The following is a 16,689-nucleotide window of genomic DNA, read 5'->3' as shown; positions in this document are numbered from 1 at the left end:
CGGCGGCGGCAGGCCGTGCGACAGCCAAACAACCCGTCATTGAGAGCCGGAACGCGCGGGACAAAGCGGCGTTGAGTCGGCAATTCTTCTCGTCCGGAGTATTGTTGGAATGGCATCTCGTCCCGTCTGGAAAGGCCAGATCCGCCTGTCGCTGGTGTCGATACCGGTGGAGATTTTCGCCGCCACCAAATCGGGTGCGCAGATTTCGTTTCGCCAGATCCACCGCAAGAGCGGCAAGCGCATCCATTACGACAAGGTGGCGGAGGGGATCGGCCCGGTCGATGCCGATGAGATCATCAAAGGCTATGAGTTCGCGAAGGACGAATATGTCCTTCTGACCGACGAGGAGATCGAGGGCGTCAAGCTCGAGACCAAGAAGACGCTGGAACTGGTCCAGTTCGTCGACAGCAACGATATCCCGCCGCTCTACTACGACAAGCCGTACTACGTCGTGCCCCAGGACGATCTGGCCGAGGACGCCTTCCGCGTGGTGCGGGATGCGCTGCGCGGCGCCAAGAAGACCGGGCTCGGCCAGCTTGCCATGCGCGGCAAGGAATATCTCGTCGCGCTCCGGCCTTGCGGCTCCGGCCTTCTGTTGGAGACGCTGCACTACGCCGACGAAATCCAGAAGGCCGACACGATCTTTGAGGACATTTCCGATGAGACCGCCGAGGAGGATCTCCTCGCGGTGGCAAGCGAGTTGATCAAGCGCAAGACGTCGCCGTTCAAGGCCGAAAATTTCAAGAACCACTATACCGAGGCGCTGAAGCGGCTGATCGCCGAGAAGCGCCAGCAAGGCGGCGATGGCAGGCTGGTCATCGAGGACGACGACACGGCGGCACCGAAGACCAAGAGCAACGTCATCGACCTGATGGCGAGCCTGAAGAAGAGCCTTGAGGGCGGGGTTCCGGCAGACGATAAGGCAAAGGACAAGGCAGCTGCAGGCGAGAAGCCGAAGCCTGCCGCCAAGACGGCAGCTGCGAAGGCCAAGCCTGTGGCCAAGGCGCCCGCTGCCAAGGCGCCAGCGCGCAAGCGTAAGACGGCCGCCTGATATGGCCGTCGACGCGCTGCTGAAGACCTATCGGCAGAAGCGTGATTTCGCGCGGACGCGCGAGCCCTCGGGCGAGGCATCGGCAGCAAAAGGCGAGGGTCTCGCCTTCGTGGTGCAGAAGCACGACGCGACGCGGCTGCACTACGACTTCCGCGTCGAGTTCGAGGGGGTCCTGAAGAGCTGGGCAGTGACGCGGGGGCCGAGCTACGACACCGCCGACAAGCGGCTGGCGGTGCGCACCGAAGACCATCCGATGGACTATGGCGACTTCGAAGGCACGATCCCGAAAGGCGCCTATGGCGGCGGGACAGTCATGCTGTGGGATCGCGGCACCTGGGAGCCGCAAGGTGATGCAGCAGCCGAGCTCGAGGCGGGCAACCTGAAAATGATCCTCCACGGCGAGAAGCTGAAGGGGAAATGGGCGCTGATCCGCATGAAGCCGCGGCCCGGTGAAAAGCGCGAGAACTGGCTGCTGATCAAGGAAAAGGACGAACTCGCCGACGCCGGTCACGACGTGCTGACCGAGGATCGCAGCGTCAAGACCGGCCGGTCCCTCGCGGAGATCGCCGATGGCGACGAGGAGTGGACCCAGCCGACGGCGTCCCCCGCCAAGACCAAGGCGGCCGCGCCGAAAGCGAAGGTCCCCGCCAAGGCGGCCAGAAAGGCGAAGGCTGACACGGCGGACGAGGCTCCTACAAAGACTTCCGGCAAGCAGGCGGCAAAGTCGGCAAAGTCCGGCCGCAGCAAGAAGGTACCGGCGTTCCGCCCATTACAACTCGCGACCCTCGTCGATGCCGCACCATCGGGCGGCGACTGGCTGAACGAGATGAAGTACGACGGCTACCGCATTGTCATCGCGATCGGCGGCGGAAAGACGCGGATCTACACCCGCAATGCGCTCGACTGGACCAACCGTTTCGCGTTCCTCCTGCCGGCGATTGCCGGGCTCCCCTGTGACAGCGCCTTGATCGACGGGGAGCTCGTCGCCTTCGACAGTGACGGCAACACCGATTTCTCCACGCTGCAGCGGCATCTGAAGGACGGGGGCGACCTCGCCTGTTTCTGCTTCGATCTCCTGATGCTCGACGGGGTCGACATGGAGGACAAGCCGCTGACCGAACGCAAGGCCGCGCTGGAGCAGCTGCTGAAGGGGCACGAACAACCGGTCCTGCTCTACAGCGAGCACATCCGCGGCAGCGGCCCCGCCATACTGAAGCAAATTTGCGCGGCCGGGCATGAGGGCCTCATCGCCAAGCGCGCCGACGCCCCCTACCGCGCCGGCCGCAGCACCGGCTGGCTGAAAGCGAAATGCACCCGGCGGCAGGAGTTCGTCATTGGCGGCTTCTCGCCCTCGGACAAGAAAGGCAGAGCCTTTTCCTCTATCCTCATCGGGGTGAACGAGGACGGTGAGTTTCGCTACCGCGGACGCGTCGGTTCCGGCTTTGACGACGCGGCGCTGACCGATCTCGCGAACCGCTTCAAGGCGCTCGCGCGCGACACCTCGCCCTTCGCCGACCTGCCGCGGCCGATTGCACGGACGTCGAAATACGTTGTGCCCCAACTGGTGGCGGAAATCGACTTCGCCGAGATCACAGCAGACGGCCAGGTGCGGCACGGCGTCTTCAAGGGATTGCGGGAAGACAAGCCGGCGGCCGATGTCGCCGACGAGACAGCTAAGCCGGCAAATAAACTTGAGGGCGACCCGCTTGCGCCTCCGGCGTCGGACGCGACCGAGCCTCCGGCGACGCGCAAGGCGGTCTCACGCGGCGAGAAGGCGTCGGTGACGAAGGTCGCGGGCATCACGCTGTCGCATCCTGAGCGTGTGATCTTCGCCAGCCAGGCCGTGACCAAGCTCGATCTTGCCGAATACTACGCAGCCGTCGCCGACCGCATGCTGGCCCATGCCGGCGGCCGGCCGCTGTCGCTGGTGCGCTGTCCCGGCGGGCGTCAGAAGGCCTGCTTTTTCCAGAAGCACGACTCCGGCGGCTTTCCCGACGCGATCCGGAAGATCGCGATCGCGGAAAAGGACGGCGGAACGGCGGACTATCTCTACGTGGCGGACGCGGCGGGACTGGTCGCCGCCGTCCAGATGAACACGCTCGAGTTCCACATCTGGGGCGCCGACATCCGCGATGTAGACAAGCCGGACCGGATCGTCTTCGACTTCGATCCGGACGAAGGCCTGGCCTTCGCGGACGTAAAGGCTGCTGCCTTCGACATGCGCGATCGCTTGCAGAAGATGGGGCTGGAGAGCTTTGCCCTCGTGACCGGCGGCAAGGGCGTGCATGTCGTGGTGCCGCTGTCCCGCAGGCAGGCCTGGCCGGTGGTGAAGGGATTTGCCCGCGACATGGCTTATCTTCTGGAGCGGGAAGAGCCGGCGCGCTTCGTCGCCACCATGTCGAAGGCTAAGCGCAAGGGGCGGATCTTCGTTGACTGGCTGCGCAACGAGCGTGGCTCGACCGCGGTCGCCCCCTACTCCACCCGCTCCCGCGAAAATGCCCCGGTCGCGGTGCCCATCGGATGGGACGAGTTGCAGGGCCTCGGCGCGGCAAACCTCTTCCACCCCGCCGATGTGCTGAAACGCCTGGCGGACCCCGACCCTTGGGCCTGCTACGGCGCGGTGAAGCAGTCTTTGACGCTGGCCATCCTGAAAAAGATGGCTGGCTGAACAATGGACAGCCCGGCTGGCCATGGCGACGCAGGCAGAGCGGGACTGATGACGCCATGGGACCCACGCGGATGACCTCACAGAGGTCGTGTCCGCGACACCGTGGGCGGCAGGCTTATGCTGAAGTAGGCTGAGCCAAGATCGCTCTTGGGATGCGGACCCGAGATCTTGAGCCTCTGGGCCAAGTCGATCGCATTCGCCCCTTAGGTTTTGGCTTAGATCCCATGCCCTTCTGTTCTTACGCGACATCGTTGGGTGGCCCACGCCGCAGGCCTTGTGAAACCTCAAACCTCGCCGACATAAGAAAATTCAAGAATCACGACGCTAGATAAGCTACAATTCCGAAAAATATTCAGATCGCAATAATAATACATATAGCTTATCATTGTCTGTTAATGACAATATTCGTCACTTGAATCGATTATTTTCCTTATGAAAAGCATCTGTCTTAGTCTTCTGTAAAGCGCTATACTGAAATCAGTTTGCAAGGTGTACGATTTCGTACAGCCTATTTTAATCTAGTAAATCATCCTGTACCCGTAACTAAGGTTTTGCCAGCTATTGGTAGTGCCCATTAAATGAGCACGACTAGGTGTTGTAACCAGGGGGATCGGGGACATGCCATTTCACGCCGTTGAAGCGCAGAGAGATACTGGCGCCGCCTTGCATTCGGCGATGCCGTCGAGCGACCCGGTTCCGATCGTCAGCCGGCTTCTGTCTATTTCCAAGCTGACGCGGGCTATGCTCGGGTTGAAGCTCGCCGAGATCGACCTGTGCGCGGGGCAGGATCAGTTGCTGGCCGTCTTCAACGATACCAGCCGCGCCAGCATCTCGACCTTGGCCACTGCGGTTTCGGTGCGCCCTTCGACCGTCTCGAAAATGGTCGACCGGCTGATCGAAAAAGGCCTCATGCAGCGGCTGCGGGATCCGAACGACGCCCGCACGACCCTCGTCGAACTGACGCCGCTCGGCTACCACCAGCAGCGGCTGGTGGCCAGCATCTGGCATGCGCTCGAGCTAGACCTGACCAAGGCGCTGCATTCACGCGACATCGATTCGTTGCGCAAGGAACTTGAAAGGGTCGACGGCCTCTTGGCCTCTCGGATGGCGCGCCTTCGGTAGCTTGCGCCTCGCACGCTACCGAAACCGGAGAGATATACCCTCCCGAGCCCTCCGGGCTGGGATCAGACGCGTTCGAACTTCAGCAGCCGCTCGTATTCCCGCTCGGCAAGTCCGTAGCTTTCGCCGGCGATTTCGACGAGCTTCTCGCGATCGAGCACGCGAATATTGCCACGCGTCGCCCGGATGATGTGCAGGCCCTCGATCACGTGCAGTTCGCTGGTGATACCGGCGCGCCGCACGCCCAGCATCAGCGACAGAAATTCGTGCGTGATCGCCAGATCGTCGCCATCCAGCCGATCGTGGTACATCAGCAGCCAGCGGGCGAGCCGCTCATGGATCGTGTAGAGCGAATTGGACAGCGCCGTCCCGGCGATCTGCACCTCGTTGACATGGATATAGCGCAGCATGAACGCTCGAAGCCGACTGTTGGCGTCGATTGCCTGGGCAAGTCGTGCCGCCGGCATGCGATAGGCCGAGCCCGGAACCTGAACGAAAGTCATGTCCGGCGTGACGTCGACGCCCAGCAGAATCGAACGCCCGGCCATCCCCTCGCGGCCGACCTGCCCCAGCTCGATCTGCTTGCCTTCCGCGCCATTGGCGACAATGGACGCGATGCCGCTCTCGATGAAATAAACATGCTCAATCCGCTCCCCCGACTGCACGATGACATCGTGCAGCGGAAGGTCGACGAGAGCGAGATGAGGCCGAATCACCTCGAAATCTTCCGTGTGCATTGCCTGCAGCAGTTGGTTACGAACGCTAGACTGACTTGGCGATGACATGTGTATCCCTTTGTAGGGAAGAGAGAACTCTTCGTCGCACGCACCCTAGACTTGATCAAGCGACGATAGGCCTATGCCCGATAAACGAGAGCCTGCACACGCGTCGTAGGCGACCGTACGATTTCGAACATTTTTCGCTTCGGAGAAGGCTCGTTATTTACGAATAAATCACCACTGATCTCGGACACGATACGAAGTTCGCTTCGCTTTGTAAGAAATATTCAGAATTGTTCGCGGGCTTCCGAAGCTGGACATAAGACCGCTGACCGAAATTACAAAGGCCTACGATATATTTTCCGGTCTTCTAAGCCTCCTGTTGCTGGAAGGATAGGAGCGCGACCCGTTACAACGTACTGGACTGCTCCGATGAGTTTGCGAAGTGTTGCGGAAGCGATTAGAGGGCGATCAGGGCGTCGACGGCCAGTTGGTAGGACATCGGACCGAAGCCGGCGATGATTCCCCGGCAGACCGGCGCCAGCATCGAGTGGTGGCGAATGGCTTCTCGGGCGTGCACGTTCGACAGATGCAGTTCCACCACCACGGCCTTGGCCCCGGAGATCGCGTCGCGGATGGCGAGCGAGGTATGGGTGTAGGCGCCGGCGTTCAGTGCGACACCGGTGCCGGCAAGACCGGCCTCCTGGATCCAGGTGACGAGATCGCCCTCGTGGTTCGACTGGCGGAACTCAAGCTCCGCGCGGCCGGCGACATGGACGCGAAGGTCGGCCTCGATGCTGGCGAGCGATTGCGAGCCGTAGATGCCGGGCTCGCGAACGCCGAGGAGATTGAGATTGGGTCCGTTGAGGACCAGGATCTGGCGCATGCGGTCTATCCTGCCTGGGCTGTGATTTGAAAGCGGGGGCAAAGCTGCGGAGATTGAGCTCCGCCATGCCCGATCCTATCGCGACGGTTCCACCAAGGGAACGCCGGCACCGCTATGGCAGCGGATCAGCCTTGGTCGCGCGCCCGCTCGCGACGATCTGTGCCTGGCGGGTGCGAAAGGCGCTGGCGCGCTCGGGCGTCAGCGCCTCGGCGCAATGGCGGCAGGAGACGCCCTTTTCGTAACGCGGCTCAAGGAGATCATCCGGCGCCAGCGGAGCACCGCAGCCGAAGCAGCGGTCCCAGTTCGTCTCCGAAAGACCTTGCCCGACGGCGACACGGCTGTCGAACACGTAGCAGTCGCCTTGCCAGAGGCTTTCGGCCGCCGGCACGTCTTCCAAATACTGCAGGATACCCCCCTTCAGATGGACCACGTCCTCGAAGCCGTGCGCCAGGAGATAGGACGAGGCCTTCTCGCAGCGGATGCCGCCGGTGCAGAACATCGCGATCTTCTTGTCCCTTGCGGGATCGAGCTTTGCCGCGACGAAATCCTTGAATTCGGTGAAGGTGTCGATGCCCGGATCGATCGCGCCCTCGAAGCTGCCGACGAGCGTCTCGTAGCGGTTGCGCGTGTCGACGACGACGACATCGGGATCGGCGATCACGGCATTCCAGTCGGCCGGCGCGACATAGGTGCCGGCGCGCCGGGTCGGGTCGGCCTCAGGCGCCCGCATCGTGATGATCTCGCGCTTCAGCCGCACTTTCAGGCGGACAAAGGGCTTTTTGCTGGCGGCAGAGAATTTCAGCTCCCCTTGCCGCACGCCGAACAGCGCGTCGAGCGCCTCGACCAGCGCCGGCATGGCGGCCTCGGGCGCCGCCAGCGTGCCGTTGACGCCCTCCGGCGCGATCAGCAGCGTCCCACAGGCGCCGGCGGCGTCACAGGCTGAGCGCGCAGCGGACTGCAAAGCCGGAAGGTCGGCGAGCGCGACGAAACGGTAGAGGGCGGCAACGGACCAGGTCATGCCGCCGTCATAGCCGAACCGCCGCAGGTTTTCAAAAGCCGACGGGCATTGGCGGGCCGGAAGGAGCCGCCCCTTTTGCCTTGCCCCCACCCACCGAACGTCGGGGGAAGGAAACGGTAATTCGTCTTAGGATTCCAGCGTTCCGGCCTTCGCCGTCGCCGAGCGGGCGCTGCCCAAGAGCTTCAGGAGGTCGTCGCCGGTCCGCGCCAGGCGGTTCGACTTGCGGGTGAGGATCAGGCCGGCCTGGGGCGCCAGCACCAAGGTCTCGCCGCCGGCCTCCCCGGGCGCGGTCAGGATGCTGACCAGCCGGTCGCCGGCCTCGACCCGGTCGCCCGGCACCACATGGTAGAGCACGGCGCCGCCGACCGGCGCCCGCACCATCTCGACCTGCTCGAGCGGGGTCACCGTCCCCCGCCATTCCGGCAGCGGCGCCAGCGTCTCGTCGGCGATGACGCCGCGCGCGACGAGGAAGCGATAGAGACCGGCCGCGTCGCTCTCGGCAAATTCCGGCGTGACGTCGGCCTCGCCGCGAAACTCCACCGTCGTCACCGCCCGGCGCTGCCAGCTCGGATCGGCGTCCGGCAGATGGCGGTAGGGCGACCAGGCGGCCTCCTCGAAGGCGCCGTCCGAGGTCTCGTCCCAGAGAAGAACGGCCTCCGAGCCGAGGCTCGCAGCGAGATCTTCCATGTGCGGCCAGTAGGCCCGCGCGATGTAGAGATAGGACGGCCCCTCGTCATCGCAGTGGAGGTCGAGGACGATGTCGTGGCCGAGCGCCAGCTTGGTGAGCCTCGCCTTCAGCCGTTTCTCCGCGGCGATCGGCGCGTCGTCATTCGGCAGGCCGGACGTGTCCTCGGTATCGAGCAAGGGAAAATCGCGGTTGAAATTGGCGCGGGTGGCAAAGGAGAACCGGCCCATGTGCTGCTGGAAGAAGTGCTGGCCGGCGCCGATCGGATTGGCGTGCGGCAGGACGGTGATGCTGCCGCGCAGCCGCCCCTCGGCCTCCGCTCTTTCGAGCATCGGCACGAGGTAATGCAAGGCGACGACGCCCGGCAGCTCGTTGCCGTGCAGCGCCGCCTGCAGGTAGGCGGTCGGCGCCGTCGCATCGCTGCCGGAAAAGCGCAGAACGCTGAAGCGCCATTCGGTGCCCGGCGTATCGCCCTTGATGATCTCGACGGTCTTCTGCACGGCCTGCCTCCGGATGGAATGTGGGCGATACCTCGGACAGGAGGCCGGCAAAGGCAAGTCGTGCAGACCCCAATCCCCGCGAAGGCTAGGCGGCGTCTGCGGCGTAGTCCGCGACGGTGGCGGCGGCTCCCTTGTCCATCAGCGAGGCCAGCGCCTTCTCGACCGCGGCGACGAACACGGCACTGCCGGTAAGGTCCGTGCCGAACACTGCGGTAACGCCGAGATAGGCGGCGGCAATGGATGCGGGATCGGAGCCAGCCTCCGCGCCGAGTCGCCGGAGCCTTTCCGCCAGCGGGTCCCGCACGTCGATGGCGGCGCCCGTCTCGTCGGTACCGCCGACGTAGCGCATCCAGGCAGCGACGCCGAGGGCGAGCCTGTCGACCGAAGCCCCCGCCGTCAGGCGATCGCGGATGGTGCCGAGCAGGCGCTGCGGCAACTTTTGCGAGCCGTCCATGGCGATCTGCCAGGTGCGGTGCTTCAAGGCCGGATTGCGGAACCGCTCGATCAGCGCGTCGCGATAGGCGGACAGCTCAGTCACTGGGATTTCCAGCGTCGGCATCACCTCCTCGGTCATCAGCCCGTTCACGAGACGGGCGAAAGGCGCGTCGGCCATCGCGGCGGAAACGGTCTCGTGGCCGGCGAGGTAGCCGAGATAGGCGAGCGTCGAGTGCGAGCCGTTCAGCATGCGTAGCTTCATTCGCTCGAAGGGTTCGACGTCCGCCACCATCTGCGCACCGACACTGGCGAAATCCGGCCGTCCGGTCGGGAAGCGATCCTCGATCACCCATTGCAGGAAGGGCTCGCCGACCACCGGCCAGGCGTCGTGCAGGCCGAGCGCCGCGTCGATGGTTGCGATGTCCTCGTCAGATGTCGCCGGCACGATCCGATCGACCATGGTGCCGGCGAAGGCGACGTCGTTTTCGACGAAGCGGCCGAATTCGGGATCGATCAGGCCGGCATATTGCGCGACGATGCGGTGGACGGTCGGGCCGTTCGACGGAAGGTTGTCGCAAGGCATAACGGTGAACGGCACGATGCCGCGGTCGCGGCGCAGGCGCAGCGCCTCGGCAATGAGGCCGGGCGCCGAGACCGGGCGGCGGGGATCGGCAAGGTCCGCCTTCACGTCGGGATGGTTGACGTCGAGATCGCCGGTTGCGGGATCGTGGCAGTAGCCCTTCTCGGTGACGGTCAGCGAGACGATGCGGACGGCCGGGTCGGCCATCCGCTCCAGCAGCGCCGCGGGATCCTCCGGCGCGACGTCGATCGAGCGAATGGCGCCGATGACCCTCAGCCGCGTGCCTTCGCCCGAGCGGATCGCCAAAGTGTAGAGATTGTCCTGCGGCGCCAGCGCGTCGCGCATGTCGGCGCGGCGCAGCGATGCCCCCGCCACCGCCCATTGCGGATCGGTGGCGAGGATGTCGTCGAGGCAGACCGCCTGGTGCGCGCGGTGGAAGGCGCCGATGCCGAGGTGGACGATGCCGACCGTGGTGGCGGCGACGTCGTAAGCGGGACGGCCCACGTTGGCGGGAAGCTGTTCGAGCGTAGCGAGGGACAGTCTGGCGGTCATGCGGCTCACCGGTTGAGGGAGGGCGGGAAAGCTTGTAGTTGCGGGGGAACCGCACTTTGCAAGTCGGTGGTATGCTAGTATGCCGAGACTGACAACAAGGGTTCGCCATGCCGCTCGATCTCGCTCTGCAGGATGCCGCGCCCCGGAGCACCATCGCCGATGCGGTGTTCGACGAGTTGCGCCGTGCCATCCTGGAAGTGCGCCTGCCACCGGGCACCCGAACCTCCGAGGCGGAAGTCGCCAAGCAGCTCGGCGTCTCCCGCCAGCCGGTGCGCGAGGCGTTCTCGCGCCTTGCCCGCGCCGGCTACCTCCGGATCCAGCCGCAGAAGGCGACCGAGGTGGTGAAGATCTCGCCGCAGGAGGTGATGAACGCGCTTTTCCTGCGGGAGGCGCTGGAGATCGCCGTCGTGCGCAAGGCCGCCGAGCGCCGCGACGACGCCGCGCTCGAGCGCCTCAGCGCGCTGATGGCGCTGCAGGCGGCAGCCCAGCAGCGCGACGACCGCAACGCCTTCCAGCAGCACGACGACGCCTTCCACTTCGCGGTGGCGGAGGCGGCGGACTGCCGCTTCGCCTGGCCGCTGATCGACGAGCAGAAGGCGCAGATGGACCGCGTCCGCTTCCTGTCGCTGGCCTTCGGCCAGCCGGCAGCGCTGGAGGATCACGGCCGCATCTTCGCCGCGATCGAGGCGCGCGACCCGGTGGCGGCGGAGGCGGCGATGCACCGCCATCTCGGCGGCATCACCGCCATCCTCGCCCGGCTGCGCAGCGAGTTCGCCCCCTATTTCCAGGACGAGAGCCCCGCTCTGCCGGCGGCCGAGGACATTCATGACTGACCCAACGGCCGACCGACCGAAACGCCTGATCTCGATCGGCGAGTGCATGGTGGAACTGTCGGGCGCCCCCGGCGGCCTGCTGCGCATGGGCTTTGCCGGCGACACCTTCAACACCGCCTGGTACCTGCGGCGCGAACTCGGGCCGGACTGGCAGATCGCCTATCTCTCGGCGGTCGGCACGGACGAGACCTCGGCGGCCATGCTCGGCTTCATGCAGGAAGGCGGCATCGACACCCGCCTCGTGCGACAGCTGGCGGGGCGGATGCCCGGGCTCTACCTCATCCATCTCGACGGCGCCGAGCGGCGCTTCTCCTACTGGCGCGACACATCGGCAGCCAAATCCCTGGCCGACGACGACGCCCATCTCGCCGCCGCCTTCGCCGAGGGCGACGCCTTCTACTTCTCGGGAATCACCCTCGCCATCCTTCCGGCGGAAGGCCGCGAACGGCTGCTGCGGCACCTCGTCGCCGCCAAGGCCGCAGGCAAGCCGGTCGCCTTCGACCCCAACATCCGGCCGCGGCTTTGGCCGGACGCCTCGCAGATGCGGGCCGCCATCGAGGCCGGGGCCGCCGCCGCCAGCATCTGCCTGCCGAGTTATCCCGACGAGCGCGAGGCCTTTGGCGACACCACCCCCTCGGCAAGCGCCGCGCGTTATCTGAAGCTCGGTGCCAACGAGGTCGTCGTCAAGAACGGCGGAGATCCAGCGATCATCGCGACGCCCAAGCATTCCGAGGTCGTGCCGGCGCCTGAGGTCGGCGATGCCGTCGACACCACGGGCGCCGGTGACAGTTTTGGCGCGGCCTACGTGGCGGCACGGCTGTCCGGCGCCAGTCCCGCCGACGCCATGCACCGCGGGCACCGGCTGGCCGGCGAAGTCGTCCGGCACTATGGCGCCTTGATCCGCTAGCCGCTCGATCCTGTTGGCTCCGCTTGGCCCGCCCCGCTCTGTCGTCCCAAGCGGGGCTCAACGGAAGGCCACACGTGACTTTCGAGCCGTGCTTGCGGCCGGTTGCTGGCACCCCCGTTCCGGCGCTATCCTCGCCGACATGCGCCAGCTCATCCTCCTCACCCTCCTCCTCTGCCCGGCAACGGCGCTTGCCGCCGACTGCACGTCGATCAACGGCACGATCGACGGCGGCGCCGTCACGGCGGAGCGGACGGTGGTTCTGCAGGGCAATGCTATGCAGCTTGGCGGCACCATCGACGGCACGAAAATGCCGCATCAGACCTTGCCATGCCTTCCCTTTGCCGGCGGCGTGATGTGCGAGCGCCGCTCCGGCACCGCCATCATCACGGTGACCACCACCGGCAAGGAGATGACCGAGACGATCAATGAAAGCCGGACCGGTGCGCCGCGTGTGAAGATCACCTATGCCTGCACACAGGCCTTCACGCTGAAGCGATAGGCCGACCGGCAGCGTTCCGAGCCGTATTTGGACTGATAAACTTGCGGCTGCGGCCTTCTATAGGGCGTCGCGCTTGTCGGGCGCCTCGGCTTGCGGCAAGACTAAGGCCGGGCCGCTGCCCCGGAGAAGGCGTCGGGCCAGGCTGACAGGATTGCGACAGGAAAGCCGGCCTAGGCTGTGCCGGACCGGGTGTGTCCGGCAACAAGAAGCAGGCGGCCGGATCTCACGGAACCGCCGGACTGTGTGGTCGCATCCCGGGAGCTGGATGCCACCGTCTTGGAACCATTGAATACGGCCGCAGAGGGCTGGACGCAGCGTCCAGAGGGAACCGCGGCCGGTATGATCGGGAGGATCATTTTATGAAGAGACTGCTCGCGGCCGCCCTGATGTTCGGCCTTCTGTCCGGCTCGGCTATGGCCCAGACCGCTTCCTACGAGATCATGGCCCCTGCCTCGCCCGGCGGCGGCTGGGACCAGACCGCCCGCGCCATGCAGGCGACGATGACGGCGGCAAAGGTCGCCAATGACGTCCAGGTGGTCAACGTCACCGGCGCCGGCGGCACGATCGGCCTCGCGCAGTTCGTTTCGCGCGACAAGGGCAATGCCGAGAAGCTGATGGTCGGCGGCTACGTCATGGTCGGCGCGATCCTCACCAACAACTCGCCCGTCACGCTCGACCAGGTCACGCCGATCGCCCGCCTCACCGGCGAATACGAGGCGATCGTTGTGCCGGCAGCCTCGCCCTTCAAGACCCTCGCCGACTTCACCGCCGCCATGAAGGCCAATCCGGGCGCCGTCTCGATCGCTGGCGGCTCGGCCGGCGGCACCGACCACATCACCGCGGGCCTCGTCGCTAAGGCGGCCGGCCTCGACCCGAAGACGATCAACTACATCGCCTTCTCCGGTGGCGGCGAAGCGCTGGCCGCCCTCCTCGGCAACCAGGTCGCCGCCGGCATTTCCGGCTATGGCGAGTTCGAGAGCCAGGTGGCGGCCGGAACGCTGCGCCTCCTCGCCGTCACCAGCGACGCCCGCATCGACGGTGTCGACGCGCCGACGCTGAAGGAATCCGGCCTCGACGTCGTGATCCAGAACTGGCGCATGGTCGCTGCCGCGCCCGGCATCACCGACGAAGAGAAGGCAACGATCACCGCCGACATCACCAAGATGGTCGAGAGCGCCGAGTGGAAGGCCGTGCTCGAGCGCAATGGCTGGGAGAACACCTTCCTCGCCGGTGACGCGTTCAAGACTGAGCTCGCCGCCAACATCGCGGCGACCAAGACGATCCTCCAGGACATCGGTCTCGTCCAGAAATGACGGAAACACCTTCGGAACTGACCCACCGCCGCCCCGATAAGGCGGCGGTGGGCATCGGCGTGGGCCTCGGCGTGATCGCCGCGGTCATCGCCTGGAACACGTCGAGCCTCGTCGGCGGCGGCTATTCCCGCATCGGCCCGGCAGCCTTTCCCTATGCGATCGCCGCCTCGCTGGCAGCGCTCTCGGTCTGGACGATCATTGCCGGCCTGCGCGGACAGTTCCCCGAGCGCGAGCACGACGAACCGGCACCGATCCTCTGGATCGTCGGCGGCCTCATTGCCCAGTTGATGCTGCTGGAGACCGTCGGCTTCTCGATCGCCACGGGCCTGCTCTTTGCCGCCACCGCCAAGGGCTTCGGCCGCGGGCCGCTGTGGATGACCGTGCCGATCGGCATCGTCGTCAGCCTGGTGATCTGGCTGATCTTCACCCTTCTCCTCAAGCTGTCGCTGCCGGCCGGTCCGCTCGAACAGCTGTTCCGCTGAACGGGGAAACCGATGGATACCTTCGCTCTGCTCGGCAACGGTCTTCTGACCGCCATGGAGCCGATGAACCTGTTCTACGCGCTGATCGGCGTGACGCTCGGCACCGCCGTCGGCGTGCTGCCGGGCATCGGCCCGGCGCTGACCGTCGCGCTGCTGCTGCCCGTCACCTACCAGCTCGACGCCGCCGGCTCGCTGATCATGTTCGCCGGCATCTACTACGGTGGCATGTATGGCGGCTCGACCACCTCGATCCTCCTCAACACGCCGGGTGAGAGCGCCTCGATCGTCACCGCGCTCGAGGGCAACAAGATGGCGCGCGCCGGGCGCGGCGGGCCGGCGCTCGCCACTGCGGCGATCGGCTCGTTCGTCGCCGGCCTCATCGCGACGCTGGCGCTCGCCTTCCTGGCGCCTTGGGTCGTCAGCTTCGCCCTCTCCTTCGGCCCGGCCGAGTATTTCGCGCTGATGGTGCTGGCCTTCGTCACCGTCTCGGCGGCTTTCGGAGATTCGACGCTGCGCGGCCTCTCGGCGCTCGCCGTCGGCCTCACCCTCGGCCTCATCGGCATTGACCTGCAGACCGGCCAGGCGCGCCTGACCTTCAGCAATGTCGGACCGTTCTTCACCAACCTCGCCGCCGAGCCGAGCGCCCTTACCGGCATCTACCTGTGGCTCGCCGGCTTCTTCGGCGACATCTCGGCGGCCCTCCTCGACGGCATCGAAGTGACGACCTTGGCCGTCGCGCTCTTCGCCATCGGCGAGACGCTGTCGGTCGCGGCCGCCGGCCACCGCACGCCGGACAAGGTGGAGGCGATCAAGGGTTCGCTCTGGATGAGCAAGGAGGACTGGAAACGGTCCTGGAAGCCCTGGCTGCGCGGCACCGCCATCGGCTTCCCGATCGGCGCCATGCCGGCGGGCGGCGCCGAGATCGGCACCTTCCTGTCCTATGCGACGGAAAAGCAGTTCGCCAAGAAGCCGGAAGAGTTCGGTCATGGCGCGATCGAGGGCGTGGCCGGACCAGAAGCGGCGAACAACGCGTCCGCCGCTGGTACGCTGGTACCGCTGTTGACGCTCGGCCTGCCGACCACGGCGACCGCGGCGATCATGCTGGCCGGCTTCCAGCAGTTCGGCCTGCAGCCGGGCCCGCTGCTCTTCGTCAACTCGCCCGACCTAGTCTGGGGCCTCATCGCCTCGCTGCTCATCGCCAACCTGATGCTGGTGGTGCTCAACCTGCCGCTGATCGGCCTGTGGGTCCGCCTGCTGACCATTCCCCGGCCCTGGCTTTACGCCGGCATTCTGGTGTTCGCCACGCTCGGCACGATCGGCGCCAACCCTTCCGCGGTCGAGCTCGGCATGCTCTTGTTGTTCGGCCTGATGGGCTATGCCCTCCGGCGCTTCGGCTACCCCATCGCGCCGGTGGTGGTCGGCTTGATCCTCGGGCCGATGGCGGAAAAACAGCTGCGCAACGCGCTGGCGATCAGCCAGGGCGACGTGACGGTGCTGGTGCACTCGCCGCTGGCGATTATCCTCCTGCTGCTGGCGCTGGCGGCGCTGGTCGTGCCGCTGGTGCTGCGCGCCCGCGGCCGCGGCAAGGTGCTCTCGCAGCTCGCAGCCAACGAAGACTGATTGGCCGGCGGCAGGTTTCTCCCTGCCGCCGCCGCTCCCGTATCAAAGCAACCTCTTACCGACGCGGCGTGCTGCCGCCTGATTTGCCGTACCACTCGGCATGCCGAAGGATTGACGCATGGATTTCCTCACCGGCGAGTCGCTGACCGCGCTCGCGCAGATCATCATGATCGACCTCGTGCTGGCCGGCGACAACGCCATCGTCATCGGCCTTGCCGCTGCCGGCTTGCCAAAGGACCTCCGGACGAAGGCGATCCTCGTCGGCATCATCGCCGCGACGGTGCTGCGCATCATCTTCGCCGCCGGCACGCAGTTCCTGCTGACGCTCGGCGGTGGCCTGCTGATCGGCGGCGGCCTGCTGCTGCTCTATGTCTGCTGGAAGATGTGGCACGAGCTGCGGACCTCGCAGCACGACCTCGACAATGCCGATGCGGCCTTGCACGGCGACGCCGTCAGCGGCGCCCCGCGCAAGACCTTTGCCCAGGCGGCCTGGCAGATCGTCATCGCCGACGTCTCCATGTCGCTCGACAACGTGCTGGCCGTCGCGGGCGCGGCGGGCGAGCACACCTGGGTGCTGATCGTCGGCCTCGTCCTGTCGATCGGCCTGATGGGTCTTGCCGCCAACTACATCGCCGCGCTGCTGCAGAAGCACCGCTGGATCGCCTATGTCGGCCTCGTCATCATCCTCTACGTCGCGCTGAAGATGCTGGTCGACGGCTCCGAAGCGGTCTGGCCCGGCACCTTCGCCTGGCTGCCGTTCCACGGCTGAGGCGTTTCAGCATCGGGTCTTCTCGCTGGAAGATCCGATGCCGCGTCTTCGCG

15 protein-coding genes are annotated in these 16,689 nt (G+C 65.8%); 10 read left to right on the top strand and 5 right to left on the bottom strand.

From position 1 onward, the window contains the following. Positions 1 to 109: 109 nt before the first annotated feature. From ku to ACZLZY_RS04940, 3 genes are all read left to right on the top strand, one after another. Positions 110 to 1,051 carry a non-homologous end joining protein Ku gene (ku, locus tag ACZLZY_RS04950; RefSeq protein WP_472932328.1) on the top strand — a complete coding sequence of 314 codons (942 nt, stop codon included), beginning with the start codon at positions 110 to 112 and terminating at the stop codon, positions 1,049 to 1,051. A 1-nt stretch (position 1,052) separates the two neighbouring features. Then, a complete protein-coding gene (gene ligD, locus ACZLZY_RS04945) occupies positions 1,053 to 3,719 on the top strand; it encodes a DNA ligase D (protein ID WP_472932327.1) in 2,667 nt (888 codons plus the stop codon). Between the two features lie 618 nt (positions 3,720 to 4,337). Beyond that, positions 4,338 to 4,841, top strand: coding sequence for a MarR family winged helix-turn-helix transcriptional regulator (locus tag ACZLZY_RS04940; RefSeq protein ID WP_472932326.1), 504 nt, complete (start codon positions 4,338 to 4,340; stop codon positions 4,839 to 4,841). Positions 4,842 to 4,903: 62 nt separating this feature from the next. On the opposite strand, the gene ACZLZY_RS04935 is transcribed toward ACZLZY_RS04940, so the two are convergent. From ACZLZY_RS04935 to ACZLZY_RS04915, 5 genes are all read right to left on the bottom strand, one after another. Beyond that, complete coding sequence (locus ACZLZY_RS04935; RefSeq protein ID WP_472932325.1) at positions 4,904 to 5,623, bottom strand: Crp/Fnr family transcriptional regulator; 720 nt, start codon at positions 5,621 to 5,623, stop codon at positions 4,904 to 4,906. Between the two features lie 394 nt (positions 5,624 to 6,017). After that, positions 6,018 to 6,443 (bottom strand): type II 3-dehydroquinate dehydratase, encoded by a 426-nt coding sequence (gene aroQ / locus ACZLZY_RS04930; protein ID WP_472932324.1) that lies wholly within the window; start codon positions 6,441 to 6,443, stop codon positions 6,018 to 6,020. Between the two features lie 112 nt (positions 6,444 to 6,555). Then, positions 6,556 to 7,461 carry an oxygen-dependent tRNA uridine(34) hydroxylase TrhO gene (gene trhO, locus ACZLZY_RS04925; protein ID WP_472932323.1) on the bottom strand — a complete coding sequence of 302 codons (906 nt, stop codon included), beginning with the start codon at positions 7,459 to 7,461 and terminating at the stop codon, positions 6,556 to 6,558. Between the two features lie 126 nt (positions 7,462 to 7,587). Continuing rightward, entirely contained in the window at positions 7,588 to 8,646 is a 1,059-nt protein-coding gene (locus ACZLZY_RS04920) for a M14 family metallopeptidase (protein ID WP_472932322.1), read from the bottom strand. Positions 8,647 to 8,731: 85 nt separating this feature from the next. Beyond that, entirely contained in the window at positions 8,732 to 10,213 is a 1,482-nt protein-coding gene (locus tag ACZLZY_RS04915; protein ID WP_472932321.1) for a mannitol dehydrogenase family protein, read from the bottom strand. A gap of 107 nt (positions 10,214 to 10,320) precedes the next feature. Here ACZLZY_RS04915 and ACZLZY_RS04910 point away from each other — a divergent pair, with 107 nt between their 5' ends. The 7 genes from ACZLZY_RS04910 (at position 10,321) to ACZLZY_RS04880 (ending at position 16,636) form a co-directional block, all read left to right on the top strand. Further along, a complete protein-coding gene (locus tag ACZLZY_RS04910) occupies positions 10,321 to 11,046 on the top strand; it encodes a GntR family transcriptional regulator (RefSeq protein WP_472932320.1) in 726 nt (241 codons plus the stop codon). Beyond that, entirely contained in the window at positions 11,039 to 11,953 is a 915-nt protein-coding gene (locus tag ACZLZY_RS04905) for a sugar kinase (RefSeq protein WP_472932319.1), read from the top strand. The genes ACZLZY_RS04910 and ACZLZY_RS04905 overlap by 8 nt, the downstream gene beginning before the upstream one ends. 139 nt (positions 11,954 to 12,092) lie before the next feature. Then, positions 12,093 to 12,452 (top strand): hypothetical protein, encoded by a 360-nt coding sequence (locus ACZLZY_RS04900; RefSeq protein ID WP_472932318.1) that lies wholly within the window; start codon positions 12,093 to 12,095, stop codon positions 12,450 to 12,452. 359 nt (positions 12,453 to 12,811) lie between these two features. Further along, positions 12,812 to 13,765: a Bug family tripartite tricarboxylate transporter substrate binding protein gene (locus tag ACZLZY_RS04895; RefSeq protein WP_472932317.1), complete on the top strand. Its 954-nt coding sequence runs from the start codon at positions 12,812 to 12,814 to the stop codon at positions 13,763 to 13,765. After that, complete coding sequence (locus ACZLZY_RS04890; RefSeq protein ID WP_472932316.1) at positions 13,762 to 14,247, top strand: tripartite tricarboxylate transporter TctB family protein; 486 nt, start codon at positions 13,762 to 13,764, stop codon at positions 14,245 to 14,247. The genes ACZLZY_RS04895 and ACZLZY_RS04890 overlap by 4 nt, the downstream gene beginning before the upstream one ends. A gap of 12 nt (positions 14,248 to 14,259) precedes the next feature. Next, a complete protein-coding gene (locus tag ACZLZY_RS04885) occupies positions 14,260 to 15,867 on the top strand; it encodes a tripartite tricarboxylate transporter permease (protein WP_472932315.1) in 1,608 nt (535 codons plus the stop codon). Between the two features lie 118 nt (positions 15,868 to 15,985). Next, complete coding sequence (locus tag ACZLZY_RS04880) at positions 15,986 to 16,636, top strand: YjbE family putative metal transport protein (protein ID WP_472932314.1); 651 nt, start codon at positions 15,986 to 15,988, stop codon at positions 16,634 to 16,636. The last annotated feature ends 53 nt before the right edge of the window (positions 16,637 to 16,689 follow it).

It is taken from the genome of Mesocryomonas lacus (assembly GCF_055730135.2).
This window is presented reverse-complemented; position numbering and strand designations above follow the sequence as displayed.

What these genes read in the sequence shown, in the direction of transcription:
- ACZLZY_RS04940 (WP_472932326.1), top strand. Translation starts at nt 4,338, where the DNA reads ATGCCATTTCACGCCGTTGAAGCGCAGAGAGATACTGGCGCCGCCTTG.
- ACZLZY_RS04900 (WP_472932318.1), top strand. Translation starts at nt 12,093, where the DNA reads ATGCGCCAGCTCATCCTCCTCACCCTCCTCCTCTGCCCGGCAACGGCG.
- trhO (WP_472932323.1), bottom strand. Translation starts at nt 7,461, where the DNA reads ATGACCTGGTCCGTTGCCGCCCTCTACCGTTTCGTCGCGCTCGCCGAC.
- ACZLZY_RS04890 (WP_472932316.1), top strand. Translation starts at nt 13,762, where the DNA reads ATGACGGAAACACCTTCGGAACTGACCCACCGCCGCCCCGATAAGGCG.
- ACZLZY_RS04895 (WP_472932317.1), top strand. Translation starts at nt 12,812, where the DNA reads ATGAAGAGACTGCTCGCGGCCGCCCTGATGTTCGGCCTTCTGTCCGGC.
- ACZLZY_RS04880 (WP_472932314.1), top strand. Translation starts at nt 15,986, where the DNA reads ATGGATTTCCTCACCGGCGAGTCGCTGACCGCGCTCGCGCAGATCATC.
- ACZLZY_RS04905 (WP_472932319.1), top strand. Translation starts at nt 11,039, where the DNA reads ATGACTGACCCAACGGCCGACCGACCGAAACGCCTGATCTCGATCGGC.
- ACZLZY_RS04910 (WP_472932320.1), top strand. Translation starts at nt 10,321, where the DNA reads ATGCCGCTCGATCTCGCTCTGCAGGATGCCGCGCCCCGGAGCACCATC.
- ACZLZY_RS04885 (WP_472932315.1), top strand. Translation starts at nt 14,260, where the DNA reads ATGGATACCTTCGCTCTGCTCGGCAACGGTCTTCTGACCGCCATGGAG.
- ligD (WP_472932327.1), top strand. Translation starts at nt 1,053, where the DNA reads ATGGCCGTCGACGCGCTGCTGAAGACCTATCGGCAGAAGCGTGATTTC.
- ku (WP_472932328.1), top strand. Translation starts at nt 110, where the DNA reads ATGGCATCTCGTCCCGTCTGGAAAGGCCAGATCCGCCTGTCGCTGGTG.
- ACZLZY_RS04915 (WP_472932321.1), bottom strand. Translation starts at nt 10,213, where the DNA reads ATGACCGCCAGACTGTCCCTCGCTACGCTCGAACAGCTTCCCGCCAAC.
- aroQ (WP_472932324.1), bottom strand. Translation starts at nt 6,443, where the DNA reads ATGCGCCAGATCCTGGTCCTCAACGGACCCAATCTCAATCTCCTCGGC.
- ACZLZY_RS04935 (WP_472932325.1), bottom strand. Translation starts at nt 5,623, where the DNA reads ATGTCATCGCCAAGTCAGTCTAGCGTTCGTAACCAACTGCTGCAGGCA.